28 protein-coding genes are annotated in these 25,244 nt (G+C 61.9%); 15 read left to right on the top strand and 13 right to left on the bottom strand.

From position 1 onward, the window contains the following. Window positions 1–640 precede the first annotated feature (640 nt). Window positions 641–979: a winged helix-turn-helix transcriptional regulator gene (locus tag AC0L17_RS09735; RefSeq protein WP_473515647.1), complete on the top strand. Its 339-nt coding sequence runs from the start codon at window positions 641–643 to the stop codon at window positions 977–979. Between the two features lie 44 nt (window positions 980–1,023). Here AC0L17_RS09735 and AC0L17_RS09740 read toward each other — a convergent pair whose 3' ends face one another. From AC0L17_RS09740 to AC0L17_RS09755, 4 genes are read right to left on the bottom strand one after another with little or no spacing between them, the layout of a single operon-like run. Next, on the bottom strand, window positions 1,024–1,848 hold the full coding sequence (locus tag AC0L17_RS09740; protein WP_473515648.1) for an ABC transporter permease: 825 nt from the start codon (window positions 1,846–1,848) through the stop codon (window positions 1,024–1,026). 2 nt (window positions 1,849–1,850) lie between these two features. Next, complete coding sequence (locus AC0L17_RS09745; protein ID WP_473515649.1) at window positions 1,851–3,131, bottom strand: ABC transporter permease; 1,281 nt, start codon at window positions 3,129–3,131, stop codon at window positions 1,851–1,853. A 5-nt stretch (window positions 3,132–3,136) separates the two neighbouring features. Then, a complete protein-coding gene (locus AC0L17_RS09750) occupies window positions 3,137–4,186 on the bottom strand; it encodes an ABC transporter substrate-binding protein (protein ID WP_473515650.1) in 1,050 nt (349 codons plus the stop codon). Between the two features lie 5 nt (window positions 4,187–4,191). Continuing rightward, window positions 4,192–5,391 (bottom strand): ABC transporter ATP-binding protein, encoded by a 1,200-nt coding sequence (locus AC0L17_RS09755; protein ID WP_473515651.1) that lies wholly within the window; start codon window positions 5,389–5,391, stop codon window positions 4,192–4,194. Between the two features lie 311 nt (window positions 5,392–5,702). Between AC0L17_RS09755 and AC0L17_RS09760 the strand changes: the two genes are divergently transcribed. The 4 genes from AC0L17_RS09760 to AC0L17_RS09775 all read left to right on the top strand — a co-directional run bounded on the left by AC0L17_RS09760 (window position 5,703) and on the right by AC0L17_RS09775 (window position 10,729). After that, window positions 5,703–7,091, top strand: a complete 1,389-nt coding sequence (locus AC0L17_RS09760; protein WP_473515652.1) for an aminotransferase-like domain-containing protein — start codon at window positions 5,703–5,705, stop codon at window positions 7,089–7,091. A 42-nt stretch (window positions 7,092–7,133) separates the two neighbouring features. Beyond that, window positions 7,134–8,408, top strand: coding sequence for an NAD(P)/FAD-dependent oxidoreductase (locus AC0L17_RS09765; RefSeq protein WP_473515653.1), 1,275 nt, complete (start codon window positions 7,134–7,136; stop codon window positions 8,406–8,408). Window positions 8,409–8,670: 262 nt separating this feature from the next. Then, window positions 8,671–8,859 carry a hypothetical protein gene (locus AC0L17_RS09770; RefSeq protein ID WP_023799140.1) on the top strand — a complete coding sequence of 63 codons (189 nt, stop codon included), beginning with the start codon at window positions 8,671–8,673 and terminating at the stop codon, window positions 8,857–8,859. A 370-nt stretch (window positions 8,860–9,229) separates the two neighbouring features. Beyond that, entirely contained in the window at window positions 9,230–10,729 is a 1,500-nt protein-coding gene (locus AC0L17_RS09775) for a thiol-disulfide oxidoreductase (RefSeq protein WP_473515654.1), read from the top strand. A 187-nt stretch (window positions 10,730–10,916) separates the two neighbouring features. Here the strand turns inward: AC0L17_RS09775 and AC0L17_RS09780 are convergent, their stop codons facing one another. Together AC0L17_RS09780 and AC0L17_RS09785 are read right to left on the bottom strand one after the other, a co-directional pair. Further along, on the bottom strand, window positions 10,917–11,318 hold the full coding sequence (locus AC0L17_RS09780; RefSeq protein ID WP_473515655.1) for a DCC1-like thiol-disulfide oxidoreductase family protein: 402 nt from the start codon (window positions 11,316–11,318) through the stop codon (window positions 10,917–10,919). After that, the gene (locus tag AC0L17_RS09785; protein ID WP_473515656.1) at window positions 11,315–11,503 is read right to left on the bottom strand and encodes a hypothetical protein; all 189 of its coding nucleotides are present in this window, start codon (window positions 11,501–11,503) and stop codon (window positions 11,315–11,317) included. The genes AC0L17_RS09780 and AC0L17_RS09785 overlap by 4 nt, the downstream gene beginning before the upstream one ends. 193 nt (window positions 11,504–11,696) lie before the next feature. On the opposite strand from AC0L17_RS09785, the gene AC0L17_RS09790 reads away from it, so the two are divergent. From AC0L17_RS09790 to AC0L17_RS09805, 4 genes are all read left to right on the top strand, one after another. Beyond that, a complete protein-coding gene (locus AC0L17_RS09790) occupies window positions 11,697–12,911 on the top strand; it encodes an acyltransferase family protein (protein ID WP_473515657.1) in 1,215 nt (404 codons plus the stop codon). A gap of 159 nt (window positions 12,912–13,070) precedes the next feature. Beyond that, complete coding sequence (locus tag AC0L17_RS09795) at window positions 13,071–13,877, top strand: class I SAM-dependent methyltransferase (RefSeq protein WP_287121107.1); 807 nt, start codon at window positions 13,071–13,073, stop codon at window positions 13,875–13,877. Between the two features lie 139 nt (window positions 13,878–14,016). After that, complete coding sequence (locus tag AC0L17_RS09800) at window positions 14,017–14,322, top strand: hypothetical protein (RefSeq protein ID WP_095496525.1); 306 nt, start codon at window positions 14,017–14,019, stop codon at window positions 14,320–14,322. 49 nt (window positions 14,323–14,371) lie between these two features. Continuing rightward, window positions 14,372–14,644: an endonuclease domain-containing protein gene (locus tag AC0L17_RS09805; RefSeq protein ID WP_473515658.1), complete on the top strand. Its 273-nt coding sequence runs from the start codon at window positions 14,372–14,374 to the stop codon at window positions 14,642–14,644. 113 nt (window positions 14,645–14,757) lie between these two features. Here AC0L17_RS09805 and AC0L17_RS09810 read toward each other — a convergent pair whose 3' ends face one another. Next, window positions 14,758–15,612 (bottom strand): aldo/keto reductase, encoded by an 855-nt coding sequence (locus AC0L17_RS09810; protein ID WP_473515659.1) that lies wholly within the window; start codon window positions 15,610–15,612, stop codon window positions 14,758–14,760. A 157-nt stretch (window positions 15,613–15,769) separates the two neighbouring features. Beyond that, the gene (locus tag AC0L17_RS09815) at window positions 15,770–16,780 is read right to left on the bottom strand and encodes an Lnb N-terminal periplasmic domain-containing protein (RefSeq protein ID WP_473515660.1); all 1,011 of its coding nucleotides are present in this window, start codon (window positions 16,778–16,780) and stop codon (window positions 15,770–15,772) included. Window positions 16,781–17,183: 403 nt separating this feature from the next. On the opposite strand from AC0L17_RS09815, the gene AC0L17_RS09820 reads away from it, so the two are divergent. Both AC0L17_RS09820 and AC0L17_RS09825 read left to right on the top strand, forming a co-directional pair. Beyond that, window positions 17,184–18,434, top strand: a complete 1,251-nt coding sequence (locus tag AC0L17_RS09820) for a PQQ-dependent sugar dehydrogenase (RefSeq protein ID WP_473515661.1) — start codon at window positions 17,184–17,186, stop codon at window positions 18,432–18,434. A 67-nt stretch (window positions 18,435–18,501) separates the two neighbouring features. Beyond that, on the top strand, window positions 18,502–18,825 hold the full coding sequence (locus AC0L17_RS09825; protein WP_473515662.1) for a c-type cytochrome: 324 nt from the start codon (window positions 18,502–18,504) through the stop codon (window positions 18,823–18,825). Between the two features lie 44 nt (window positions 18,826–18,869). Here the strand turns inward: AC0L17_RS09825 and AC0L17_RS09830 are convergent, their stop codons facing one another. The 3 genes from AC0L17_RS09830 to AC0L17_RS09840 all read right to left on the bottom strand — a co-directional run bounded on the left by AC0L17_RS09830 (window position 18,870) and on the right by AC0L17_RS09840 (window position 21,253). Continuing rightward, window positions 18,870–19,262 (bottom strand): VOC family protein, encoded by a 393-nt coding sequence (locus tag AC0L17_RS09830; RefSeq protein WP_473515663.1) that lies wholly within the window; start codon window positions 19,260–19,262, stop codon window positions 18,870–18,872. An 87-nt stretch (window positions 19,263–19,349) separates the two neighbouring features. Beyond that, window positions 19,350–20,078: a histidine phosphatase family protein gene (locus AC0L17_RS09835; RefSeq protein WP_473515664.1), complete on the bottom strand. Its 729-nt coding sequence runs from the start codon at window positions 20,076–20,078 to the stop codon at window positions 19,350–19,352. Beyond that, on the bottom strand, window positions 20,015–21,253 hold the full coding sequence (locus AC0L17_RS09840; protein WP_473515665.1) for an MFS transporter: 1,239 nt from the start codon (window positions 21,251–21,253) through the stop codon (window positions 20,015–20,017). Before AC0L17_RS09840 ends, AC0L17_RS09835 begins: the two co-directional genes overlap by 64 nt. 401 nt (window positions 21,254–21,654) lie before the next feature. Between AC0L17_RS09840 and AC0L17_RS09845 the strand changes: the two genes are divergently transcribed. From AC0L17_RS09845 to AC0L17_RS09860, 4 genes are all read left to right on the top strand, one after another. Next, window positions 21,655–22,290 (top strand): ankyrin repeat domain-containing protein, encoded by a 636-nt coding sequence (locus AC0L17_RS09845; protein WP_473515666.1) that lies wholly within the window; start codon window positions 21,655–21,657, stop codon window positions 22,288–22,290. A gap of 148 nt (window positions 22,291–22,438) precedes the next feature. Then, window positions 22,439–22,828, top strand: coding sequence for an ArsR/SmtB family transcription factor (locus AC0L17_RS09850; protein ID WP_473515688.1), 390 nt, complete (start codon window positions 22,439–22,441; stop codon window positions 22,826–22,828). After that, complete coding sequence (locus tag AC0L17_RS09855) at window positions 22,825–23,376, top strand: SRPBCC family protein (RefSeq protein WP_473515667.1); 552 nt, start codon at window positions 22,825–22,827, stop codon at window positions 23,374–23,376. Before AC0L17_RS09850 ends, AC0L17_RS09855 begins: the two co-directional genes overlap by 4 nt. A 106-nt stretch (window positions 23,377–23,482) precedes the next feature. Beyond that, on the top strand, window positions 23,483–24,058 hold the full coding sequence (locus tag AC0L17_RS09860; RefSeq protein ID WP_473515668.1) for a dihydrofolate reductase family protein: 576 nt from the start codon (window positions 23,483–23,485) through the stop codon (window positions 24,056–24,058). Window positions 24,059–24,220: 162 nt separating this feature from the next. On the opposite strand, the gene AC0L17_RS09865 is transcribed toward AC0L17_RS09860, so the two are convergent. Both AC0L17_RS09865 and AC0L17_RS09870 read right to left on the bottom strand, forming a co-directional pair. After that, the gene (locus tag AC0L17_RS09865; protein ID WP_236377435.1) at window positions 24,221–24,970 is read right to left on the bottom strand and encodes a glucose 1-dehydrogenase; all 750 of its coding nucleotides are present in this window, start codon (window positions 24,968–24,970) and stop codon (window positions 24,221–24,223) included. A 78-nt stretch (window positions 24,971–25,048) separates the two neighbouring features. Then, complete coding sequence (locus AC0L17_RS09870) at window positions 25,049–25,237, bottom strand: hypothetical protein (RefSeq protein WP_473515669.1); 189 nt, start codon at window positions 25,235–25,237, stop codon at window positions 25,049–25,051. Window positions 25,238–25,244 lie beyond the last annotated feature (7 nt).

Genomic DNA, 25,244 nt, shown 5'->3' on the forward strand with positions numbered 1-25,244 from the left:
GCGTTCCGCCGACTTCGAGGTCCGGCTGCGGCCTCAGCCCTGCTTCCTCGTAGCTCCGCCCGATCAAGTCCATCGCCTCCTCGCGCAGGCCGGCCTCGACCGGAGCCGTCGGTTCCGGCCACGGTTCCGTCGACTCGCCGCTGCAGATCGCGATCCGGTAGGGTTCGCCGCTGCCCGAGTGCCATCAATTGGCTGACGTTGATCTGGTAACCATAGGCGCTCGCACGAAAGGCGTGTCGGTCCACTCCGTCCACGAGATCCTTTATCGAAAAGACGACATTGCGACCTCGGCAACGTCGTTCGAAATCTCGCTGCCCGCAATGGACTTGATGGCGTAGCAGACGACATTGTCTGCAGGCGCGTATGTCCGACACTTGGATTAACGGCCGCCAAACAAGACAAACTGTGCAGCCCTATAAGCTTCCGCTCGACGGCATCCGCTTTTCGATTTCCTTTAATATGTTGGTTGCACGTGCGATGCGGCTATGCTGGCCAGAAAGTCCGTCTTCGCCTGCAGCCCAATCTGATCCCGAAACACCTTGTTTTCGCGCAGGCGCTGAAGGGCTTTGATCCAGTCCGACCGGTTGTCTGGGGACACCAGAACGCTGTTAACTCTGTCCCTCAAGACAGGAGCTGCCAAATGAGGCGCAAGGAACCAGACAGCTGCGGTTTTGCTGCCGCGCTGCAGGCCATCGGCGGAAAGTGGAAAACCTCGCTGCTATGGGAACTGCACCTGCGGCCATACCGCTTTGCCGAACTGCGCCGCTTGCTGCCTGGCGTCAGCGAAAAGGTGCTCACGCAACAATTGCGGCAGATGGAAGCCGACGGGCTTATCAACCGGCGCGCCTATGACGAGGTGCCGCCTCGCGTGGAATACTCGATCACGCCGCTCGGCTTTAGCCTGAACGATGCGGTGACAGTCATGTCGGCGTGGGGCAAGCACCACGAGACATGGAAATCCCGGCGTAAAGCGGCCTGACGTCGGCAGACCTATGGCGGCTTGGGCCGACCGTCGCACGAATGCTAGTCAATGCGCGGTCGCTGCTTGCCACGGCGGGCCAGAAGATTGGCGACGACGAGCAGCACGATCGACAATGCCATCATCAGCGACGCGGCGGCGGTGATTGCCGGGCTCAGCTTCTCGCGCAGGCCGATGAACATTTCGAGCGGCATGGTGCGCTGATTGGCGCTGGCCAGGAACTGCACCACGACGACCTCGTCGAACGAGGTGACGAAGGCGAAGGCGGCCCCTGACAGCACGCCGGGCAGGATCAGCGGCAGCATCACCCTGAAGAACGATGTGATGGGTCTTGCGCCGGAGATGGCGGCGGCGCGCATCAGATTGCGGTCGAAGCCGGAGAGGCTCGCCCCCACCGTGACGACGACGAACGGACTGGCGAGCGCGGTATGCGCCAGGATGATCCCGGCATAGGTGCTGGCGAGGCCGACGCGCGCGTAGAACAGATACGAGCCGACGGCGGTGATCACCACCGGCACGATCAGCGGCGACAACAGCAGCGGCATGACGATGCGGCGGCCGGGAAATTTTTCGTCGGAAAGTGCGATCGCCGTCAACGTGCCTAATATCGTTGCGATCAGCGTCGTCCCGAACGCAACGATCAGGCTGTTGCCGATGGCTGCCTGCCAGCGCTGGGTTCCGAGCACGACCTCGTACCAGCGCGTCGAAATTCCCTCCAGCGGAAAGATGAAGAAGGCGCCGCTGTTGAACGACAAGGGAACGGGAACGAGGATCGGCACGAGGAGGAACAGGATCACCATGCCGCACCACAGCCAGAGCAGGGTGATGCGGATTCTTTCGCCTGTCGTTGGATAGGGAGACAGCAACATGGCTACACCAGCTTGAGACGGTCGAGGCCGAGGATGCGGGCGAAGATGCCGAACAGCGCCAGGGTGAAGACGAGCAGGATGAAGCTGAGCGCCGCCGCCATCTCCCAATTCAGTTCGACATTGACATAGCTGGCGATGAAATTGCTGATCAGCTGGTCGCTGGCGCCGCCGATCAGCGCCGGCGTTATGAAGTAGCCGAGGCAGAGGATGAAGGTGAGCAGGCAGCCGGCCATGACGCCCGGAAAGACCTGTGGAAGGTAGACGCGGCGGAACGCGGTGAAAGGTTTTGCGCCGAGCGAATAGGCAGCCTTCATCTGCGAGGGCTGGATGGTGCGCATGACGCTGTAGATCGGCAGCAGGGTGAACGGTAGCTGGATGTGGGTCATGGCGGTGATCAGGCCGATGCGGCTGTACATCAAATCGAGCCGGTCGTCGGCGACGCCGAGCCACAACAGCAGGTCGTTGACCAGGCCGAATTTCTGCAGGAGCACCGTCCAGGCCGCGGTTCGCACCAGGATCGACGTCCAGAACGGCAGCAGCACCGCAACGATGAGGATTGCGGCGAGGCCCTTGGGCACGGAGGCGATGAGATAGGCGAGGGGGAAGCCCAGGACCAGCGTGGCCAGCGTCACCGCTGCGGCGACCAAAAATGTGCGCATGAACACCTGCACGAAGATCGCCTGTTCGGGTGGCACTCTTTCGATGCCGCCATCGGCATTCCAGCGCAGGTCAAGCGCGCTCAGCAGATAGAACGACGTCACGCTATGGGTGCCGCTCTCGATGACCGGCCATGTGCCCGGCGCCGACCAGAACGGCACCGCTTTCATCACCTCCAGCGGCGGCCTGTCGGCAGCCTCGAGTTGGCGCACCGTCTTGAGCACCTGGCTGCGCGCACCGGGCAGGCGGGCGTTGAGGCTCTTGGCGAGTTCGTAGGCGGTGCCCTTGGCCTGATTGCTGCGGAGATCGGCGGCAAGGGCCAGGAACGCAGCATCGTCGGGCAGTCCGGTGCCGTTCCAGCCGCGCAATGCCTGGCTGGTCTGCGGCAAGGCGTCGGCAATCGTCGGATCATAAACGGCGCGCGACAGCAACAGGACAATCGGGATGCCGAAGCTCAATGCCAGCAGCACCAGCAAAGGTGCCGCCAGCGTCAGCGATCGCAGGCGGTCGCCGAGATCGGCGCGGCGAAGCGCCGCCGCGACCGACTTTGCTGTGCCGGATTCGGCGGCCGACCAGTCGCGGCTTGCCCGCCGCCGGTCCAGTTTCGTGGGCTCGAGCGCCGACATTTTCCCTACTGCGCGAGCCAGGCGTTGAAGCGCTTGACCAGATCCTCGCCATAGTCGCCCCAGAATTCGGTATCGGCGACCAGGTAAGCGGTCATGTGGTCGGGTGCGTTCGGCAATTTCGGCAGGGCGTCCGGCGCGACGAAGGACGCCGCATCGATGCGCACCGGCCCGTAGGTGATGTAGCTGGCGAGCTTGGCGTTGATTTCCGGCTGGCTGATATAGGCAAGGTATTTGTAGGCCAGATCCGGGTTCTTGGCGCCCTTCGGAATGGCGATCATGTCATATTCGAGGATCTGGTTGTTCCAGACGATCTTGAACGGCGCCCCGTCCTTGTCGATGGCGTTCTGGATACGGCCGTTCCAGGCGGTGGTCATCACCACTTCCTTGGATGCGAGGAGCTGCGGCGGCTGTGCGCCGGCATCCCACCAGACGATGTCCTGCTTGATGGTGTCGAGCTTCTTGAAAGCGCGGTCGACGCCTTCGGGGGTTGCCAGCACCTCGTAGACATCGGCCGCCGCGACCCCGTCGGCCATCAATGCCCATTCGAGGTTCTGTGCCGGAAACTTGCGCATCGCGCGCTTGCCCGGAAACTTCGTCGTGTCGAAGATGTCGAGGACCGAGGTTGGCGCCTCCTTCAGCACGTTGGGGTCATAGGCAAGGACATCGCCATAGGCGTCGAGACCGACGCCGCAGTCGAGCGCCGAGCCTTCGATGAACTTTTCACGCGGGGCGATCCTGGAATAGTCGAGCCGCTCGAGAATGCCGGCATCGCAACCCTGCAGCACGGTCGCCGTCTCGACAGTCACCAGATCGATCGGCACGTTGCCGGTATCGACCATCGCTTTGACCTTGCCGAGATCGCCAAGATATTCCTGCTCGACGATCTTGATCCCGGTTTCCTTGCTGAACGGCTCGAACCATGCCTTACGCTGGGCATCCTGCCAGGCGCCGCCGCTGGCCATGATCGAAAGTTCGTCGGCGAAGGCGGCATTTCCCATGGTGATGAATGCTGTGGCTGCCGCGAAGGCGAACAGCCGGGCTTTTGTGATCTTCATTTTTCTTATTCCCCTGTTTTCGAGATGGAACCGCCCGTTCCGGCATCGGCCGGAAAGGCACGGCAGTCGGTGGGCGCGCAGGAAACCGTGACCGGCTCCCCGTTGCCCATGGTCGCTTCGGGGCCGACCTTGACGGTCAGCACCTGGCCGCTTTCCAGCCTGGCCAGAAGACGCTGGTGGTCGCCGAGATAGATGCGGCCTTCGACCGTGGCGGCTAACGCATTTGCACCGTTCGAAGCGGGCGCGAGCTTCAACCGTTCCGGGCGGATGGCGACATGGCAGGCCGTGCCTTCGGCGACGCCGATGGCCAGCGCGGCGACCGAACCGCCGCCGTGCAGCGCGACGCGGCACTCCTTGCCGGAGACGCGCTCGACCTTGCCTTCCAGCGTGTTGTTCTCGCCGATGAAGCTGGCGACGAACGAGCTCTCCGGCATGTTGTAGAGATCGTCAGGCGAACCGAGCTGGGCAATCCCGCCATTGTTGAACACGGCAACGCGGTCCGACATGGTCAGCGCCTCGCTCTGGTCGTGCGTCACATAGACGATGGTGACGCCGAGCATGGTGTGCAGCTGCTTGATCTCGATCTGCATGTGCTCGCGCAGCTTCTTGTCGAGCGCGCCGAGCGGCTCGTCCATCAGCACCAGGCTTGGCTCGAACACCAGCGCGCGGGCGAGCGCGACGCGCTGCTGCTGGCCGCCGGAAAGCTGCGCCGGCCGCCGGTCGCCGAACTGCCGCAGCCGCACCATGTCGAGCGCGCGGCCGACGCGGGAGGCCACGTCCGCCTTGGTGGTCTTGCGGACCGAGAGCGGGAAGGCGACGTTCTCCTCGACGCTCATGTGCGGAAACAGCGCGTAGTTCTGGAATACCATGCCGATGTTGCGTTCGTAGGGCGGCAACCTGTCGACCGACCGGCCTTCAAGCGTGATGACGCCGCTGGTCGGCCGTTCGAAGCCGGCAAGCATGTTGAGCGTCGTCGTCTTGCCCGAACCTGAGGGGCCGAGAAGAGTGAGGAACTCGCCGCGCGCCACGCTGAGGTTCAGCCGTGTCACTGCGAACGTGCGGCCGTCATAGGATTTCTCGACGTCGACGAACTCGACAAATCCTTGGCCGTCATGGGGGCGGCCGCCGGCATTGGGGCCGCCCGCATTGGCCCCCGGTTCCGGACCGGCGCTGCCGCGTGACAGGCCTGTCGCTTCGGCGATCACGGACGGAATTCCGTTGGGCGCCGGCAATGGCCGCTTGTCGAAACGAGGTGGTGCTTGCCGTCCATGTGCCAGTCTCGCTTGACGCTGGCCGCGCAAGGCGGCAAACCAAACTTGTATGCTCACACAATCAATCGCTAAAGAAGCATAGATGCAGACAAGTTTGCCCGTCAAGCGGCTTTCTTCGAAGTTGTGTGAGATTTTCAGCCAGAATTTTGGAATCTGGCACCGGACAAGCGCTATTGTCCGGAGCATTGTCTTATGCTAGATGCGCCGGTAGCCAGAGTGTCAACACACCGAAACCGCTAATCCGCATGCTTCAGGACCTGCAACTCGCCTCGGAGGAAGGCCCGGTCTACCGGCGCCTTGCCGACGCTATTGCCGAACGGATTACAGCCGGCACGCTTGCCGTTGGAGACAGGCTGCCGCCGCAGCGCGAGATTGCCCGCGCACTGGGCATCAACGTCACCACGGTGACGCGGGCGCTGTCGACGCTGCAGCAGCGCGGCCTGCTCGAAGCGCGGCCTGGACGCGGCACGACGGTGGCTGCCCGCAACGGCGGCGAAGGACCCGGTTTCGTGTCGGCACCAAGCGACGACAGCGGCGTCATCGACCTTTCCGTCAACCGGCCGGCAACCTCGGCCTATCTCGATGCCCTGGCCCTGCTGCTGCCGCGCTTGGCCAAGGACCGGCACTACGCCACGCTCCAGGACTATCACCCGCCCGAGGGGCCGCTGTGGGCGAGGGCGGCGATTGCCGAGTGGATGCAGCCGGTCGCCGGCGCCGGCGATCCCGGCCGGGTGGTGCTGGCGGCGGGTGCCCAGCATGGGCTGGATTGCGTGCTTGGCGCAGTGACCAGGCAGGGCGAGGTCGTGCTCGCCGACGAAGTGACCTATCAGGGCATCAATGCACTGTGCCGGGTGCATGGGCTCGACCTCAGAGGCATCGCCATGGACCGTGGCGGCATGCGGGCCGACGCGTTCGAGGCGGCCTGCGCGCAGCTGCGCCCGCGCGCGGTCTTCCTGGTGCCGACCCTGCACAACCCGACCACCATCACGCTGGGCGAGGAGCGCCGGCACGAGCTGGTGACTGTCGCCCGTCGCCATAACGTCCTCATCATCGAGGATGACGTCTACCGGCCGCTGGCGGACAATCCGCCGCCGTCGCTTGCCAGCCTCGAGCCCGAATTGACGGTTCACATCGGCGCCTTGTCGAAATGCCTTGCCCCGGGACTGCGCCTCGGTTTTGTGATCGCGCCACGCGCCATAGCCGGGCAGGTCGCCGCGGCTTTGCGCATAAACTGCTGGAGCATCAGCCCTCTGACCGCGCTGATCGGCGCACGGCTGATAGAAGAGGGCTCGGCTGCGCGTATCATCGAAGCCCAGAAGCAGGAGCTTCGCCAGCGCCAGGCCATCCTCACCGAAATCCTCGGCCGCTACGATGTCCAGAGCCACGCCACTTCGACCCATGCCTGGCTGCGCCTGCCGGAGCCGTGGCGGGGCGCGGGTTTCGCTCGCACCTGCCTGGAACGTGGCGTTGCCGTTCTTCCCGGCGATGCCTTCGCGGTCGGGCGCGAGCCGGTACAGCACGGGGTGCGCATCAATGTCGGCGCCGCGCGCTCGCTCGACGATCTGCGCACGGCACTGAACACCATGGCCGAACTGCTCGCGGCCGGGCATTTGCAACTGCCTGGCTTCGTCTAGACCATGATCCCGAAAAGTGGGGGCCGGTTTTCGGAAAAGATCATGGTCAAACAAGAAGATACGGTCGTGGCAGCAGCGGAAACCGTTGAAATCGCCATTGTCGGCGCTGGCGTTATCGGGCTGGCGACGGCGCTCCGCCTTGCCGCCGAGGGCCGCGAAGTCTTGCTTGTCGACCCCAATGAGCCGGGCTCCGGCGCTTCGTTCGGCAATGCCGGAACGATCGCCGAATATGCCTGTATGCCGGTCGGCAATCCGGCCGTTCTGCGCGCGCTGCCAAAACTGCTGCTCGATCCAGACAGCCCTTTTTCGCTGCGCTGGCCGGCTCTGTTCCAGTTGGCGCCGTGGCTGGTCAGTTTTGTCAGAGAGTCGCTTCCGGCGGCCACTCGTGCCAATGCGCTGGCGCTCGCCGGGCTTCTGGCTGAGGCCCTGCCGGCCTGGGAGGAGATGGCGAAAGAGGCCGATATGGCCGACCTGCTGCGCCGCAACGGCTGCCTCTACCTGTATCGTCGCGAGAGCGGTTTCGCCAGGGCGGCCGGTGGCAGGGCGCTGCGCGCCGGATTTGGCGTGCATCAGGAGGTTCTGACGCCGGCAGAGGTGGCCGCGCTGGAGCCGAGCCTGCCCACGACCGAGGCCCGCGGACTGTACTTCCCGGATTCGATGAATGTCACCGATCCAAAGACGCTGATGCGGCGGCTGCTCGATGCCGCAACCGCCCGCGGCGTGTCGGTGGCACAGGCTGCTATATCAGGGCTGCAGGTCGAGGCGGACGGTGTCAGGCTCAGCGGTTGCGGCCTTCGCGTCAAGGCGAATACGGTGGTGATCGCCGCGGGTGCGCAATCGCGGGCGCTGGCCATGCAGGCAGGCGACGGCATCCCGCTCGAGACCGAACGCGGCTATCATCTCGAATTCCCGACCGAAGCGCCTTTGCTCAATCGTCCGGTCTGTCCTGTCGATCTCGGCTTCTACATGACGCCGATGACCGGCCGGCTGCGTGTCGCCGGAACCGTCGAGCTCGGCGGGCTTGCAGCGCCGGCAAATCCGCGCCGGCTGGCGCTACTGGATCGCGGTGCCAGGCAGTTCTTCCCCTCACTCGGCCGGCCCTCATCCGAATGGCTCGGGTTCCGGCCGTCGCTGCCCGATTCCCGGCCCGTCATCGGTCGGTCACGTGGCAGCCCCAGGGTGATCCATGCCTTCGGTCATGGTCATCTCGGCCTCACTCTGGCGCCGATCACCGCCCGCCTGGTCGCCGACCTGATTGCCGGACGCGGCGACCCTGACTGCCTCGCGCCCTTTGCGGCGGACCGCTTCGGTGCATGAAGGTAGGTCGGCGCCGCCGCGGTAGCGGAGCGTGCAAGCTTGGGCAGGCGTTCGGCAATCCAAGCAAAAACCCGCCCCGGTCTCCGGAGCGGGTCTGTTGCCTGAGGCGGAACTCAACACATGTCCGCAGCCGCAAGGTCACCTCGCGATGCTGAAGATCTGGTTAACCGGCCATATTTGATTCAAATCCAGCTGTGGATGTTCGCCTTTGGGTAAATCGAAATGGGCCATCCTTGTCCAGCGGCGGGCAAAAGGAGAATCAATGACCAGTGACTTTGCCGCAGCCCACCTCCATCTTGAACGAGCCTGTCACTATTTGCGCGGCGATGACGAGACGAGCAGCGCGGCGCGCGCCGCCCTGGACATCCTGATCGATGCAATTGTCGCAGCCCAGTACAAGCGTCCGCCCGCTGACGTGGTGGAATTTCCCAGAACGGCAAAGCAGCGTTAGTCGGCGAAGCGCGGCGCATCCGCAGGATTAATGCGCCGCTTCAAGTTCTTGTTTCTTGACATGTCGTCGTCTTGATACTGCTGCGCGCCCTCGGGTCAGGCCCGAGGGCATGCCTTGGGCGACATGCAGTCGCGGGCGAAACAAATGGAGCGGGATGGCCAGTTCAAATTAAACGCATCCCGCTTCGGGTCCGCCGTACCCTCTCCCAATGGCTGATGCTCGGCAGCAGGAGCTACCGACGACGGCGGATTGACTCTTATCTGCGCTCGTGCTGATGTTGCAGTGCAACATAGAACGGTTCCGAAGGCGCCAGGTCGTCCCCAGTTGGGCGCCAAAAGAACCTGCAGGGGAACTTGAGGGGGCTTAACTGGTGTTTATTGGGCAGCAGCAGTATTCAAGCGCGACACCGATATGGAACGTTGGTCGCAGCAAGATCACGAAAGTCAGAGGACGGGACGATACATTTGACGGGTTGACCGCATTTGCCCCGTTCTGGGCAATGGCGGCAATCTTCAGTATCGCCGGTGATATCTACTCCATGCTTGGCTACAAGGGGCCGCTGTTTGCCGCTCTGAGCTGGTCGGTCGTCCTGTTCAGCCTGCTACTCCTGCTGTACCCGCGGCGAACCGAGTTCTTGATCGGGCTCGTGATGGTATCGCTTGTGCTGTACGCGCTGCGCATGCCGGTCGCTTCGAACAACAAGACGATCACGGCGGTGATGAACGGGGCTATCCTGCTCAGTGCGGCAGTGCTCTATCTGCGGGCCGCCGGCCGCGGCGCCGCGCTGGCCCGGATGGAGCTTTATCAACAGATCCGGATCGTCGCCCGGGCGCTGCTCGCCATCATGTATTTCTACGGCATCTTCCACAAGATCAACACCGATTTCCTCGATCCTTCCGTGAGTTGCGCGGTGGGCCTCTACGCTCCGCTGGCTCGTCCGTTCGGCCTCGAGGACAATCTGTTTGGCCGGTATCTTGCGATCTTCGCCACCTTCGTCATTGAGGCGATTGCAATCGTGTCCCTCTACTGGAAGCGCTATTTCGCCGTGGGGTTCATCCTCGCACTCGTCTTCCATTACGTGATCCCGATCTCGGCTTATTCCTGGTACATGGACTTTTCCAGCCTGGTGTTCGCGCTGTATGTGCTGAGCATCCCCACGCCCGCCAGCGAGGCGCTTTATCGCACCTCGCTGGAGTTTACCAATCCGCTGCGCGAGACGTTCGGCCGGATCGGGATCTTGCTGCCGGGCGCGGCCGTGATGCTGGTCGCGGTCACTCTCGTCATTGCGCTCACCTATGCTTTTCCCGGGCGCTCCTTCGACATGATGGTCCACTCCGTCTGGATCCTCATTTGGGCGGTAGTGGGCGGCGCGGCGATGGTCGTGCTGTCCTATGTGGCCCTGCAGAACCTGCCTTGCCGGACCGTCTCCTCGCCGCGCCAGCCGCTCTGGGTCTATTTGGTGCCGGGCTTGTTCTTCCTCTCCTGCCTGTCACCCTATGTCGGGCTCAAGACGGAGAGTTCCATCAACATGTTCAGCAATCTGCACACCGAAGCCGGCCAGACCAACCATCTGCTCTTTCCGAAGCCACCATACATGTTCAACTATCAGAACGAGGTGGTGAAGATCGTTGATTCCTCGGAGCCCCATCTCGTCCGGCAGTCGCGGGCGGGCAATTACCACGTCCTCCTCGATTTGAAGAAGCAACTGCGCCGGAAGCCCGAGGCTTGGGTGACGTACGTGAAGGATGGCGAGACGATTACCCGCGCCAACGCGTCGACCTTCGCAGGCGAAATGCCCAGCCTCCTCGAACGCAAGTTGCTTGTGTTCAAGCTGGTGGATTTCTCGCGGCCGAAGTCCTGCACCCACTGAACGCCGCTCTCACGGAAATTGGCAGATGTCGCCGGACAGTCGACTTAAGCCATCCATTTCGCCGGGAACTGCCCAATCGCGTCGCGATTGTTAAGAGTCACGAGTCGCTTTAGGTTCATGGTCGCTATCGCAAAAACCGCTGCGCACCTTCGGGTCAGGGCCCGAGGGCATGCTTTTGTGACATGCTTTAGCGCTGTTCGAGGTCTGCAGGGATCAGCGAGCGGCCGCGAAGCCTCAGGGTGGCCCGGCGTCCGAGCTTGAGTGCCGGATAGATCAGCCGCGCGGCCGTCCTGTTTGAGAGAATCCTGCGGTTGAGCCAGCCGAAAAACGTCGAAGAGGAACTGAGGATCGCCAGGAGATTGATGGCTTCCTCGCCGTGGTAGACGCGATCCTCGAAAACGAAGAGCATGCCCTCGTTCAGGTCGAAGCCCTGGCGCTGAAACCCGACAACGCGCGGGTCGCCGGAGCGCGCGTCGAGCAACTCGACAGGACCGACCGCGTCGCGCAGCCGGGCAAAGCGGACATAGCTCTGGCAGAAGATGCAGTCGCCGTCATAGACGATAAGCGCCGTCTTGCCGGGGGGCTTCATTGCAGCGTCGGATCCTGACTGTGCCCGATCGGTGCTTCTACGGAGCTATCGATCGCGCAATTGCCGTAGAACGCGCAGCCGGAGACGACGGGCAGATTGCTGAAGGCGTCGAGGATGGCGACGAGCACCAGCCCGACAATGCCGAGCAACAACATTTTCTTGTAGGCGGACAAGTCGCGAAGCATCTTGGTCCTTTGCTGCTTGATGCGGACCTGGTCGATCCGAGGTCAAAGCGCGATCGATTTCAACAGCCGGCTGGCTGCAAGAACGGCAGCCCGTGCCGGCAAAGGTTTCCTATCGCTTGAACTGCCATAGTCGGCACCAGCCCGTTATTGTGCAACGCAACAATGGGTGAAGATCCGCGGAAAATCAAGCGGAATGCTGAATTTCGCCGACTTTTGCGACATTGCGTCGGCGGCAACCGGCAATGCGGACCTCCGAGCCAATTCGCACTTGCCACACAGTATGATGCAATGCACAATCGCCATCGAAACCGAAGGACCGGGCCGGCAGATAAGCCGTATCCAGGAAACGCTGAAGTTGAACCTGCCCATACGTGAGACCTGGCTGGACACTGCCAAGGGCTTGGGAATCACCCTCGTCGTCATGGCCCACGTCCTCGACCACAGCACCTGGCGATGGGCGCACCCGATTTACTTTACGGCATCGCTGTTCTTCATGCCGTTCTTCTTCATCATTTCAGGCTACCTTTTTGCCGTGACGGAGAGGAAGGCGCTTTTCCGGAAGCGCGTCCAGGGCCTGCTCATTCCCTATGTGATGTTTCTCGGCGCCATCATGGCGAGCGTGCTCGTTGTGGACTTTTTGCGCGGCGACACCCCGGCGCCCTGGCAGATCAGGGAACTCATCACCGACGCGCTGCTGGGCGGACGGCACCTGACGCGCGAACTCGGCGTGTTCTGGTTCGTCACCTGCCTCGTCGCCACGCAACTCGTCTACAACGAGGTCGCGATCAGGACCAGCGGACCGACCGATCCCGGAATGCTGATCTTCGTCGGCGCATCCGTCGGCCTCGCCTATTCAATCCAGGCCTACTGGCAGGAGGTGCGCGCGCCGCTGGCTCTGACGAACGTGCCGCTCGCCATCGGCGCATTCTGGTTCGGACATTTCCTGCGCGAACGCGGCATGAGCGCGCTGTGGTCGGCGGTGTTTGTCGTGGCGGTTGCCGGGGTCGCGCTCGCGGCGGCGCGGACGGGTTCCGACTTTACCTTCAGCATGAAGAACGCCATCTTCGGCCCGCCGCTTCTCGGCCTGCTCGTTGCATTGGCGATCTCGACCTTTATCCTCGGCCTCGTCCGCTTCATGGCGATGCCGAGCTTGCGCATCGCTCCGTTGGCGGAAATCGGCGCAGCCTCCCTGGTGATCATGTTCGTCCATCAGTTCGTTCATTTCACGCTGCGGGACTTCGGAATGTCTTCCGAGTTGGTGCTGATCGCCCTGTCGCTCGGACTTCCCTATCTGCTCTATCGCGGACTGAGATCGTCCCGGATACTGTCGCCCTGGTTCATCGGAAGCGGAGACCTGGCGCTCAGCATCCAACTGATGAGGCGGAGCCTCGCCTTCCGGGCAGGCTGAGCAAGAACGCGGATCGTCTGCCTTGCCGGCCCGGGGCGTGCGCGTGTCAGCGTCCGAGTACGATCCGCGGACAGACCTTCCTGGCCCCCTGTTCCCGCGAGAGCGGCGGGCGTATTCTCGCGGTCCGACGGGTCGAAATCATCAGGGGAGGAGATTGCGATGGCTGAGGCAACGCGCCACGACGCCTGGCAGGCCGGGGATAGCTACGACCTCTATATGGGGCGATGGAGCCGTCAGATCGCTCCACCGTTCCTGGATTGGCTCGATCCGGCGGAGGGTCTGGACTGGCTGGAGGTGGGTTGCGGAACCGGGGCGCTGTCGGCAGCCATCCTGGCCCGTTGCAATCCCAGGAGTTTGGTGTCCATAGACCCGTCGGAGGGGTTTCTCGCCAAGGCGCGGGCAAACGTGCCGGACAAGCGTGTCGCGTTTCTCGCAGGCGATGCGCAGGCCCTGGCAGTCGAATCGGGCAGCAAGGACATGGTCGTGTCGGCGCTTGTTCTCAACTTCGTCCCCGACAGGCAAAAGGCGCTCGCCGAGATGCGGCGAGTGGCGCGCCCTGGAGCGACGATCGGCTTCTATGTGTGGGATTATCCGGGCGGCGGGGTGGAATTCATGAGGGCCTTCTGGACCGCTGCAACGGCGCTTGACCCCGGTGCCATCGACCTTACCGAGGACAGGCGTTTTCCATTTTGCACACAAGATGGATTGACCGATCTCGCGGAGAAGGCAGGCCTGGGCTCCATCGACTCCACCCGGATTGAAATGCCGGCCGTGTTCAAGGACTTTGAGGACTACTGGCGCCCCTTCACCCTGGGTGCGGGACCGGCGCCCGGCTACTGCATGAGTCTCGACCCCGCAGCTCGCCAGAGATTGATGGAGAGGCTCCGCGACAGTCTGCCACGCGGCGAGGGCGGGTCCATTCCCCTGAAAACCAGAGCCTGGGCAGTCAAGGCGAAGGTGCGCTGATGACCGGCAGCCCATGTCGCACCAAACCGGCAGGCGGCCAATCATAGACTGCCGGCGCAAAGTTCGGGTTGACCGGCCTTGTGCGCGAAGCGACTATTCGTCTGGACAGCCGAGATGCAGATTGCGCGAGGAGATTACGATGGACGAGCCCGATCGCTGGCGTCACATGTCGAGCGCGCCAAGGGATGGCAGCCGAATCCTGGTCACGGTTCGGCCGTCCGAACAGGGACCGGCGGAAGTCGACCTGGCTTACTGGTCTCGAGCCGACCAGTTCGGCAGTGAGGGGTGGCGTGCTTCCGACTCGTCGCCCGGACGCGTGGTTGAATACGCCGAACCCGAGCTGAAGTGCTGGATGCCGCTGCCAACCGCCAATCTGAGCAAGGGTTCAATGCCGAGCCCTTGGGACGAAGAAGATGTCCCGCTGCTGGATGGATCGGGGATATGAGGCTGAGCGCGATCGTCACAGCTGCCAATCTCCCCCCCAAGTGGGGGAGATGTCCGGCAGGACAGAGGGGGGCGCCGTAGAGTGCCAACCTCAATTTCCGATTGCCGGTTACATTGTCGACTTCGCTTGCCCGGATAAGAAGCTCGTCGTCGAAGTCGATGGTTCGCAGCATGCCGACGCCAATGCAGGCGACGAGGCAAGGACAAAGCGTCTTGAGCAAGACGGCTGGACTGTGCGCTTCTGGAACGACGACGTCATTCGCGACATCGACAATGTCTGCCAGCATATTGTGATCGAGGCAGGGCTCGCCGGTACGACTTGATACGCCGGCGGGACAGCGCCCCCCTCTGTCCTGCCCTCTTTGCCACCACTTGGCATCTCCCCCACGAGAGGGGAGATTGGCAGCTCCGCTGTCGGCTCCCTTCTCTCAGACCCTCAGAACAGGAACGCGGCCGTGGCCGGGTTCGCGCCCGTACGGCCGTCTGATGAATCCATGCTTCGGATGATCTCGAGGTCCTTTGAATCCAGCTCGAAATCGAAGACGTCGAAATTGGCGGCAATCCGGTCCTGGTGGATCGACTTTGGAATGACGATCAGCCCTTCCTGAAGATGCCAGCGGATGATCACCTGCGCCACGGACTTGCGGTGTTTTCCGGCGATCTTTTCGAGGGTCGGGTCGCTCAACAGCCGGCCGCTGCCCAGCGGGCTCCAGCTTTCGATGCGGATGTTGTGCGTGCTGTGAAATTCTCTGGTCTGGCGCTGTTGAAACCGGGGATGGAGTTCGATCTGGTTGACTGAGGGTGTGACACCAGTCTCGCCGATGATCCGCTCCAGATGGTCCTGGTTGAAATTCGAAACACCAATCGACTTGATCCGGCCGGATTGCCTGAGTTCGATCAGCGTCTTCCACGCCTCGACATATTTGCCCTGGCTGGGCACCGGCCAGTGGATCAGGAACAGGTCGATCTGCTCGATGCCGAGCTTGTTCATCGTCTCGTCGAAAGCCCGCAGGGCGGCGTCACGCTGATGCGCGCCGTTGCGCAGTTTCGAGGTGATGAACAGTTCGCTTCTCGGCACGCCAGCCGTGCGGATCGCCTGCCCGACGCCTTCCTCGTTCTGGTAGCCTTCGGCGGTGTCGATCAGTCTGTAGCCGGCCTCGATTCCCCAACTCACGACTTGGGCCGTAATGGCTGGATCGACCTGCCAAACGCCAAGGCCGATCTGGGGAATGGCTGAGCCATCGTTCAATGTGATCTGCTCAGCTTTAGTCAGGGTAATTTGTTCAGGCATGCTCAGGTCCTTCTGCATCGCTCCGCCCAGCGCAGTGCTTATCTAGGCGCGGCGTCCGCCAATGCGAGTCGACAGGTGGAGAAAGTAGAAGTGCGCCGTGAAGCCGGGATGAGATCCGGTTCGAACCGCCCAGCGTTTCCAAACATGGTTCCAGAGATCAATAAATTGGACCGGGGGATGGCACGCCAATCCGGATCGATCTCGAAAAATCTGGCGAAAGGCCCGACTCCCGCGCACGGCCGTCAATGTGGGCCGCCTCCCTCAAAACCGACATCGGCAAGCTGACATCGAGCGCACCCCGTGCATACGCATATTCGGGAAGAAAGCCGTTAACGATGAGGCGCCAGTCAAGAGGCACCACGTCACCGACGGCTCGCATCATCTTGACGATCGTGGTCGTGCAGTTCGTCGTGATGGAATTATAGAATTCTGGAGTCGTGGAAAGTGCATTTGCGTCCAAGACGTATTCCAGCAAGAGCGCCCGGGCCGCTTCCGGTGACACTTTTAGCCGATAGATTTGGACATCCTCTCCGCGAACGTTTGACCTGACGCCGACGACGTCTCGCTCATCAGCCGCAATAATGACCAGGGGATTGCTCTTGAACAGGTCTGCCATGGGTGAAAACTTGCCGCCTCCATGGCGCCGCACCTCAATCGACCAGGCAAGATAGTCGCCTCCTGCAAAGCCGAAGCTTATGATGACATGGGCGATTTTGGTCCCGGACCAATAAGACATGAAGAGATCCACCGTCTGGACGCTGGAGAGGTCGTAGGTCCGCGTTGTCCAGCGTTCGGTGAAATCAGTAGCGCTACGCCACTCGAAGTCGCGCACATCAGTCAGCGTCAACAGGTTTCCGTCGCGTGTGCCGGTTACCTGACGGGCGACGTCGGGCGCCCAGTCCGCGTGATCGAAAGGCCTGATGGTGCTCCACCAAACCAGAACCACAGCTAACGCAGCTGCAAACAGGACAAGCGCCCTGATGCGAAACCGGCTGAAGAGGGCGATGATAGTGGCGAGGCCGAACAAGATGAAAAGGACGCCGGCAACAGCCCGTCCAAGCTCAGCCACGGGCAGGCGATACCACATGGCAAGTCCAGCCCAGGCAGTCAGGATTGCGACGGCCAGCGAAAGGATGATGGCAAGCGAGATCCGAGCGATGCGACGCATCTATTCCCCCTCTGGCGGTCTGCTATCTGGTGGCCTCGCATTGCCTGGATGCCATTTTTCACCGGACGTCCGAAGGCAACTCTACATGGCGATATTGGAGCACATTCGGTCTGTTGCGCCAACTCGGCGCCCGCCCGGCCAGCCGATAAGAGGACTGGTTGAAAAGCCCCGGCCAGCTTGCCGTTCATCGTTGGTACCCGGCGGGCCGACATGTTATGCTGTGGCGGCAACCACTGCAGCCCCAGGTGACTGTCAGGGGGATTGAGTTAGGCAACGCTTTCGGTCGTTAGGTCCCGGCCGGAAGATCGTGCTCGGCGCTGGAAATTTCGCACAAAAGCAACCGCCCGCAACGTTGTGTCTGACTGCCACAGATGCCGCGAAGCTGGCCACGTGGGAGGATATCGTGATCAAGAAACTGGCTTTCGTTTTGTCATGCACTGCCGCCCTTTGCGTAACGTCCGCCTTTGCGCAGGACGAAAATCTCGAGAAACTTGGCGGCTTCAAGACGACCGGCACACCGATGATGGAGCCGATCCCGCAAACCGGAGAAAACGCCGAAGCCCTCAAAGCCATTGCAGCGAAGGTCAAAGTCCCGGATGGTTTTAAGATCTCTCTCTATGCCATCGTTCCCGACGCGCGTCATATCGCCGTAGGACCGCAGGGCGTGGTGACCTTCGTCGGTACCCGCAAAGAGCTGGTCTACTCCATGACCGACCGCAACAAGGACCGCGTCGCCGACGACGTGAAGGCCTTTGCGCCTTCGATTAAAATGACGGTTCCGAACGGCGTCTGTTTCTCGAGGGATGGCCACCTCTACGTCGTCGAACAGAATCGCGTATTGTGGTTCCCGGCGGCCGAGTTTTTCTATGAAGGTCCCGATGTCGCGGCTTTCCCCATCGTGAAGCAGGGCGAGCTTATACCCGCATCCAACGAGAGCTACAATCACACGGCCCGAACCTGCCGCGTCGGGCCCGACAATCGCATCTATATTACCATCGGCCAGCCGTTCAATGTGCCAGCCGCCGAAGTGCTCCCGGAATTCGAGAAACTCGGCATCGGCGGCATCATAAGCATGAAGCAGGACGGCACCGACCGCAAAATCTATGCGCGCGGAATGCGCAATCCGCTCGGCCTGGATTTCAACCCAAAGGACAAGACACTTTGGGTGAACGACAATCAGGTCGACGGCATGGGCGACACCATTCCCCCAGGTGAAATGAACCGTGTTACCGGACCGGACCAGAATTTTGGCTTCCCCTGGTATGGCGGCGGCAAGGTTCGTACGGTTGAGTACAAGGACGCAACAGTGCCCGAAGGCGTGATCTTCCCGGAGGTCGAGCAAGAGGCTCACGCGGCCGATCTCGGGCTGTCGTTCTATACCGGCAAGCAGTTCCCCGAAAAATACCGGGGCGGCATCTTCTCGACCCAGCACGGCTCCTGGAACCGCGTGGACCCGGTGGGGGCTCGGGTGATGTTCACCCCGCTCAAGGCGGACGGCACGGCGGACAAAGCTGAAGTGTTCGCTGACGGCTGGCTGAACGAGAATGGCGAGTATCTCGGCCGTCCTGTCGATGTTCAGATGCTCAAAGACGGTTCGCTGCTGGTGTCCGACGATTTGGCCGGGGCCGTCTGGCGGATTTCCTACGGCGATTGACGAGTTAGCCAGGCGGCGGATTTCTGCTGCTGCCTGGCTTGCTTCTCTATGGATAAAGGAGTTCGGGGTGAGGCGTTTGATCGTCAGTCTGGTTGCGCTGGTTGCCTGTTCGTCTCTTGCGCAGGCTGGAGGTGATGCCGCTTCGGGCAAAAAAGTCATGCTGAAGTGCCAGGTTTGCCATGGCAAGGACGGCATCGCCAAGCTGCCCGAGGCGCCGAACATAGCTGGGCAAAAGGAGGCTTATCTTGTCAAGGCGCTGATGGCCTTCAAGGCAGGCGAGCGCAAGAACGAGCAGATGACTGTCGTGACCAAGGGCTTGAGCGATGAGGATATAGCTGATGTCGCCGCCTATTATTCATCGATCAAGGTTACCGTTCAGGTTCCGCCATGAGGCCAGCTCGCAGACGTCCGCCGCCTGGCTACGCCACCGAGCGATCACGGGTTCCATCCGCCGCTGCCGTACTGACGGGTAATGATCTCGAGCAGATGACCGTTGGGGTCCTCGAAATAAACGCCGCGGCCGCCGTCGTGGCGATTGATCGCGCCCAGCTGCGTCCGGCCAGGATCAGCCCAGTACGGCAGGTCCCGTTCACGAATCCTGGCGAAGATCTCGTCGAACTCGGCTTCGCTGACCAGGAAGGCGTAATGCTGCGGCCTGATTTCGCCTGAGGTATCCATATAGTCGAGGTTGGCACCGTTTTCGGTGGTGACCATCTGGAAAGGCCCCCAGCGCCTTGGGGCGGGAAGGCCAAGCATTTCCGCCAGGAATTTTGCCGACGCCTCGCTGTCGCGGGCCGGCAGTATTGTATGGTTGAAATCGATAGCCATGCCGTCGCTCCCTTCGATCTCTCCTCGCACGTCGTTGTTCCGCGACTGAAGCGATGCTGCACGAGATGGGGTCGAACGCCATGATGCTCAAGCCGGCGTGGCAACCTGCCCGATGACCTGCACGGGGTCAGCTTCATGAATACGGACGATGATCATTTCGCCGCTATCCGGCACCTCGCCCGTCAAACCGGTGATGTTGACCTGATGCGTGACAAGCACGGCAGGTCCGCCGAAACGCTGCCCGCGGAGCCAGGCCAAAAGGGCAGCGGTGCGCACTTCTGCGGCCGAACTGTCGCCAAAGAAGGAATTGAGCAGCTCAAGAGGCACGACGTCGCCGATCCCGAGCAGGCGAGCGGTATCCAGGCAGCGACACCACTGGCTCGAATAGACGGCTGCCGAGGAGATGCCGTTCGCACGGAACAGGTCGCCGATCGCGCGGGCCTGCGCACGACCTTCTTCCGACAGATTCCGCTGGGTGCTGCAGTCACCGAGCCTGAAGCCAGGCGGATCGCCGGAGCCTGGGGCCGCGGCATGGCGCAGCAGCGCAATGGCTTCTCCGGATCGCAGGGCTGCCCAGAGTGGCCCGGAGGCTTGGGCCGTGCCGAAGGCAGCCGCTCCGAGCGACAGGACAAGAAGTTGCCGACGTCCAATTCGCATCTTGCTTCTCACCTTCCGATTAGCGTCTGACGCGGACCAGCACTTCATTCCGTAACTAGCGACATAAATGTTGGTGTCGACGATTTCAGGGCCGATCAGGAGCTGGAAAGATTCCAGCCGCGAGACAGGCCCCGCGTCAGCCTCCGCGACACCCGCCACATCAGCAAGGCGGCGGCCAGGCTGTAGACGCCCATCAAGGCCAGTTGCAGCGCGTAGTCGACGCCGGCGTCGATCAGGTATCCGGTGATGCCGGGACCCATCGCCGAGGCCAGAACCATCACGGCCACCACAACCGAGCGGATCGCGCCGAGATGCGCGGTGCCGTAGATCTCCGGCCACATCGCGCCCTCCAGGGTCGAGGAGAAGCCGTAGCTGATGCCAAGCAGCGCCATGAAGACGAAGATGGCGAAAGGCGCCGTCAGATAGGCAGCCGCGAAGCATGCCAGCGCCAGCGGCAGAAGGAATAGAGGCAGCAGCTGGACCGCCGAGAAGCGGTCGATCAGCCACCCGGCCAGAAGCGCAAAACCCATCGTCGTGGCGGACAGGACGGCGAAGCCGCTGGCGAAGAGTTGCAGCGGCCAGCCCCGGAGCTCGGTTAGATAGACCTGGTGAAAGAAGATGGTCGTGCCGACGAAGGCGGGAGCCAGAACCCCCAGGCAGATGGCGTAGAACGTCGGATCGCGCAGGACTTCAGTCCGCGTCCAGTGCTTCACTGCGCGTTGCGCCCTCGGCTGGGCCTCGCTCTGCGGATTGCGTTCCTTCCGGACCAGCGCACAAACCAGAGGCAAGGCCACGACCAGGATGAAGGCTGCGCAGACGAACCAGCTTCCCCGCCAGCCGACGAGGCCGGCCACGAGGACGAACAGGAAAGGCAGCAGAGCGCCGCCGACATGAAAGCCAAGCGTGACGACCGAGACGGCGCGGCCCCGGTTCGCGGCGAACCAGCGGCCTGTTGCCGTCAGAGCGGTCTGGGTCATCATCCCCTGGCCAAAAAGGCGCAGCAAATAGAGCGCAAGGAGCAGCGTTGGCAGCGACCCGGCGAACCCCATCGCAATGCTGGCGCAGGCAAGCATGAGCATCGTCGCGATCGCCATGGTCACTGTCGAATACCGGTCCAGCGGCCGCCCAAGGAACGGCAGGGTCGCCGCACTAAGCAGCGTTGCCAGCATGTAAATCCCGCCGAACTCGCCGTGACTCAACCCGAACGTCTCGCGGATATCGCCGTTCGACAAGGCGATGAAGAAGGTCTGCCCGAAGGAGGAGACGAGGGTCAGCAAAAAGGCGCCCGCGAGCCAGCGGACATTGTTGACGACGAATGCACTGAAGGACTGCATGTTGTTTCTCGATTGAGTGCGCGCTTCCTGTTCGTCTTTATCGGCCTCCGCTGTCGGAGGATATCGGCCAGTTCCGCTTTGATCAGTGGCCTGGCTTCACGTTCGAGCCGGTCGAACTTCCATGCCGATTACCAACCAGCCAGTCCGACTTCGGCGTCCTCGCCACTCTGCTTGCGAGTGAAGTCAGTCGGACGCCGTCGCGCTCTTACGTCAGGCACTCAAAGGCATCATGCCTCTCGCTCAAGCTCAGGTTCGCTATCTTCTCCTTCTTCCCCTCTCGGATTGTATTTGCGGACACCGTCGAATGAGAAAGGCTTTTCGATGGAAGCCGGTCATTCGGTGGATGTCGGCCGAACCGGAACAATGGTATCATGCAGGGAGCATTCGGGGAGGCGACTGCATTGACCGAGAGCTTGGAAGTCGAAGCGGCGAGAGGTTGGTCGAATCTGCTGATCGCGGCAGAAAGCGGCGATGCGGGGGCCGTTCGAGCGGAATTGGCGGCCGGCGCCAATATCAACGAGGCGGACGGCGGCGGCTGGTCAGCCCTTCATCTCGCAGCCCTCAATGCCCGCACCGCGGCGGTCGAGGCGTTGATCGAACACCCAGCAATCGATGTGAATTCCAGAAACAAATGGAAGAGCACGCCATTGAGCCTTGCTTCGGCCAAGGGCCACTACGCCTCTATTTTAGCCCTCGTGAAACATCCCGAAATAGAGATTAATGCAAGAGCCGACTACTACGGCAGAACGGCCCTTATTGAAGCAGCAAAGAACGGGCATCTGGATGTCGTCAAGTTGCTTGTCGAGAATGGCGCCGACGTGAATCTTACTGACAAGACCGGAAGGAACAACGCGCTTATCGAGGCTATCAAGGGACGGCACTACGAGGTCGCGGGATACCTGCTTGATTCCCGGAAAATGAACTTTCTCAATAAGGATATGAGACTGAACGCCCTGATCTGGGCTGGAAGCTGCCATAACCCTCAACTCATCGAAAAGCTGGAAGTCTCGATTCATACTTTCTTCGAAGGCAAGTGAAGGTCCCGCTTCCGCCGCGGTGACCATGTCCGCGGCCCTTGCACTGGCCGAATGTCTTCGATCGCCGCAGACCGCCTGTGGAACTCCCTTCCAAGATCATTCAACCAATCGGTTGACAATTCGAAAGCGCGCCTCTATATTCAACTACATGGTTGAATTAGAAACGCCCCAGATCGACGCGGTTTTTCATGCGCTTGGCGACGCCACCCGCCGGCACATGCTTCGCGACCTCGCCGGCGGCGAGCGAACGGTGAGCCAGTTGGCGGAACCCTTCGCCATGTCGTTGGCGGCCGCCTCCAAGCACATCAAGACGCTGGAGAATGCAGGGCTTATTCGTCGAGAGGTGAGGGGCCGCACACATATTTGCCGCCTCGAACCCGGACCGCTGGCCAGCGCCCACCAATGGCTCGGCTTCTACGAGTGCTTCTGGACCAACCGTCTCGACGTCCTCGAGCGTCTGCTTCGCGAGCAGGACGCAGGCAAAGCCAGGGATGAATCCGAGAAATCGCCCGCCTCAAAAGAAGGAGACGACCAATGAACCAGATGAAAGCCATCGAAGCCTATGGCGAGCTGACCGAGCCCGCCACGTTCACCATCCAGCGGCTCTTGCCCGGCCCGATCGAGCGGGTCTGGGCCTATCTCACCGAGAGTGACCTGCGCCGGCAGTGGATGGCTGCCGGCCAGATGGAAATGAAGGCCGGCACCTCGTTCGAATTGGTCTGGCGTAACGACGAGCTGACCGACCCGCCCGGCCAGCGCCCCGCGGGCTTTCCCGAAGAGCATCGGATGGAGGGCCGGATCACCGAGCTCGATCAACCCTACAAGCTCGCCATCACCTGGGGAAACACCGGCGGGGTTTCCTTCTTGCTGGAGCCGAAGGGCGATGATGTGCTGCTCACCGTCGTCCATCGCCGGCTGCCGGAACGCGCAATCCAGCTCAATGTCACCGCCGGCTGGCACATGCACCTCGACATGCTGGCTGCTCGTCTAGCGGGCAAGACGCCGACCTCCTTCTGGGATGGCTGGAGCCGCCTGCGGGAAGAATACGACCGCCGCCTGCCAGCCTGGCACGATCGCGTCGGCTGAAGTAACCGCCCAGCCTCCACCGGCATCGGCCCCCTGGAGGCTCGCACACCAGCAACGAACCGACGATGAAACGTGCTTGCATTTCGCAAGCCCGATGGAGGAAGTCATGCGCAAATTGATCACCGGAATGAAGGTTTCCGTCGACGGCAAGATGGAGGGACCCGAGGGTTATGCCGATTGGGTCGACGCGTGGTCGGAGGACTACGGGCTGACGCCGCAAATCGATGCCTGCCTGCTCGGGAGCATCATGTACGCCGGCTACGAGCGCTACTGGAGTGCGATCCAGAATGAGCCGGACAAGCCGTTGCCGATGACCGGCAAATTGCCGACGCCGGAGGAGCTCGAATGGGCCCGCTTTGCCGAACAGACCCCGCATTATGTGCTGTCGAACACGATGAATTCGGCGGCCTGGCCAAAGACGCGCTTCGTGCGGAGCCTCGAAGACATCGCTGGCCTCAAGCAGCAGCCGGGCAAGGATATCTATCTCATGGGCGGTGCGCGAATGACCGCGAGCCTGATCGATGCCGGGCTGGTGGATGAACTGCGGCTTATCCTCTATCCACTGCTCGTCGGCGAAGGGAAGGCGCTGTTTGGAGCAACGCAAAATCGTCGCGGGCTTGAACTGCGGAAGGTTCAGCAGCTCACAGATGGGCGCGTGAGCCTGGTCTATGGGATCGGCTAAAGCGCGTCGCGTCTGCGACGCGGCTTTAGGTTTTTGTTTTTATGCATGTCGTTATCCCAAAACCGCTGCGCACTTTTGGGCGACATGCATTAACTCAGCCTGTCTTCGCAAATTTCGCAGCGCTGCCTGGCTGAAATTTTTTTCTGAAAAGCACTTCGCCGGTCAGAGGGAAACCGATAGTCCACCGTCAACGGCCAGCACATGGCCGTTGACGTAGGCGGCAGCGTCTGAGGCGAGAAACACCACGGCTCCGCCGAGTTCCTCAGGCTGGGCCCAGCGGCCCGCCGGGGTTCGTGCCTCGACCCATTTGGTGAAGGCCTCATCGCTCATAAGTGCGGTGTTGAGCTCGGTAGCGAAATAGCCGGGGGCGATCGCGTTGACGGTGATGCCGTGACGGCCCAGTTCAGCGGCGGTCGAGCGTGTCAGCCCGTGCAGGCCCGCCTTTGCCGCCACATAGGCGTGAATGGTGGGACGGCCAAGGATCGCTGCAACCGATCCAGTGTTTATTATGCGCCCGAACTTGTTTGGCAGCATCAGGCGCACCGCATCGCGCATCAGACGGAAGCAGGCCGAAAGATTGACGGCAATCACATGGTCGAAATCTTCGTCCTGCCATTCGACCAACGGACTGCGATGCTGGATGCCGGCGTTGTTGACCAGAATATCGAGGCGGCCGTGGCGTTCGACGATCCCTTCGAGCGACGCCCTCGAGATCGCCGCGTCGGTGACATCGAACGGCAGGGCTTCGGCACCGATCCTTTCGGCCGCCGCCGACAGCGCGGCCGGATCGCGGGCATTGACGATCACCGTCGCGCCGTTTTCCGCAAGTGCCTTGGCCATGGCGAAGCCGAGACCACGCGAAGCACCTGTGACCAGCGCGACACGGCCGTTGAGCGAGAACAATTCCGACATTGATAATCCCCCAAGAAAAGGGCGGGCCATGAAAACGGGCGGGAGTTTGCTCGCGCCCAATTAACGCTATTTGGAGCACTATTTGGCGATGCAGGTATCCGCTGTCTCCGGCGTGCAAATGTCAAGGCCGGTATAGGTCGGGTCGGCCGGCGAAGCCTTGCCGTCCTTCATGTCCTTCAGCGCCACCATCGTCTTGTAGCCCATTTCGAACGGCCGCTGGCCGACCTGGCCGAGCGAGAACCCTTCCTTCATCTGGTCGATCTGCACGGGAAGC

It is taken from the genome of Mesorhizobium sp. WSM4829, from assembly GCF_055811475.1.

What these genes read in the sequence shown, in the direction of transcription:
- AC0L17_RS09735 (WP_473515647.1), top strand. Translation starts at nt 641, where the DNA reads ATGAGGCGCAAGGAACCAGACAGCTGCGGTTTTGCTGCCGCGCTGCAG.
- AC0L17_RS09740 (WP_473515648.1), bottom strand. Translation starts at nt 1,848, where the DNA reads ATGTTGCTGTCTCCCTATCCAACGACAGGCGAAAGAATCCGCATCACC.
- AC0L17_RS09745 (WP_473515649.1), bottom strand. Translation starts at nt 3,131, where the DNA reads ATGTCGGCGCTCGAGCCCACGAAACTGGACCGGCGGCGGGCAAGCCGC.
- AC0L17_RS09750 (WP_473515650.1), bottom strand. Translation starts at nt 4,186, where the DNA reads ATGAAGATCACAAAAGCCCGGCTGTTCGCCTTCGCGGCAGCCACAGCA.
- AC0L17_RS09760 (WP_473515652.1), top strand. Translation starts at nt 5,703, where the DNA reads ATGCTTCAGGACCTGCAACTCGCCTCGGAGGAAGGCCCGGTCTACCGG.
- AC0L17_RS09765 (WP_473515653.1), top strand. Translation starts at nt 7,134, where the DNA reads ATGGTCAAACAAGAAGATACGGTCGTGGCAGCAGCGGAAACCGTTGAA.
- AC0L17_RS09770 (WP_023799140.1), top strand. Translation starts at nt 8,671, where the DNA reads ATGACCAGTGACTTTGCCGCAGCCCACCTCCATCTTGAACGAGCCTGT.
- AC0L17_RS09780 (WP_473515655.1), bottom strand. Translation starts at nt 11,318, where the DNA reads ATGAAGCCCCCCGGCAAGACGGCGCTTATCGTCTATGACGGCGACTGC.
- AC0L17_RS09785 (WP_473515656.1), bottom strand. Translation starts at nt 11,503, where the DNA reads ATGCTTCGCGACTTGTCCGCCTACAAGAAAATGTTGTTGCTCGGCATT.
- AC0L17_RS09790 (WP_473515657.1), top strand. Translation starts at nt 11,697, where the DNA reads ATGCTGAATTTCGCCGACTTTTGCGACATTGCGTCGGCGGCAACCGGC.
- AC0L17_RS09795 (WP_287121107.1), top strand. Translation starts at nt 13,071, where the DNA reads ATGGCTGAGGCAACGCGCCACGACGCCTGGCAGGCCGGGGATAGCTAC.
- AC0L17_RS09800 (WP_095496525.1), top strand. Translation starts at nt 14,017, where the DNA reads ATGGACGAGCCCGATCGCTGGCGTCACATGTCGAGCGCGCCAAGGGAT.
- AC0L17_RS09805 (WP_473515658.1), top strand. Translation starts at nt 14,372, where the DNA reads ATGTCCGGCAGGACAGAGGGGGGCGCCGTAGAGTGCCAACCTCAATTT.
- AC0L17_RS09810 (WP_473515659.1), bottom strand. Translation starts at nt 15,612, where the DNA reads ATGCCTGAACAAATTACCCTGACTAAAGCTGAGCAGATCACATTGAAC.
- AC0L17_RS09815 (WP_473515660.1), bottom strand. Translation starts at nt 16,780, where the DNA reads ATGCGTCGCATCGCTCGGATCTCGCTTGCCATCATCCTTTCGCTGGCC.
- AC0L17_RS09830 (WP_473515663.1), bottom strand. Translation starts at nt 19,262, where the DNA reads ATGGCTATCGATTTCAACCATACAATACTGCCGGCCCGCGACAGCGAG.
- AC0L17_RS09840 (WP_473515665.1), bottom strand. Translation starts at nt 21,253, where the DNA reads ATGCAGTCCTTCAGTGCATTCGTCGTCAACAATGTCCGCTGGCTCGCG.
- AC0L17_RS09850 (WP_473515688.1), top strand. Translation starts at nt 22,439, where the DNA reads ATGGTTGAATTAGAAACGCCCCAGATCGACGCGGTTTTTCATGCGCTT.
- AC0L17_RS09855 (WP_473515667.1), top strand. Translation starts at nt 22,825, where the DNA reads ATGAACCAGATGAAAGCCATCGAAGCCTATGGCGAGCTGACCGAGCCC.
- AC0L17_RS09860 (WP_473515668.1), top strand. Translation starts at nt 23,483, where the DNA reads ATGCGCAAATTGATCACCGGAATGAAGGTTTCCGTCGACGGCAAGATG.
- AC0L17_RS09865 (WP_236377435.1), bottom strand. Translation starts at nt 24,970, where the DNA reads ATGTCGGAATTGTTCTCGCTCAACGGCCGTGTCGCGCTGGTCACAGGT.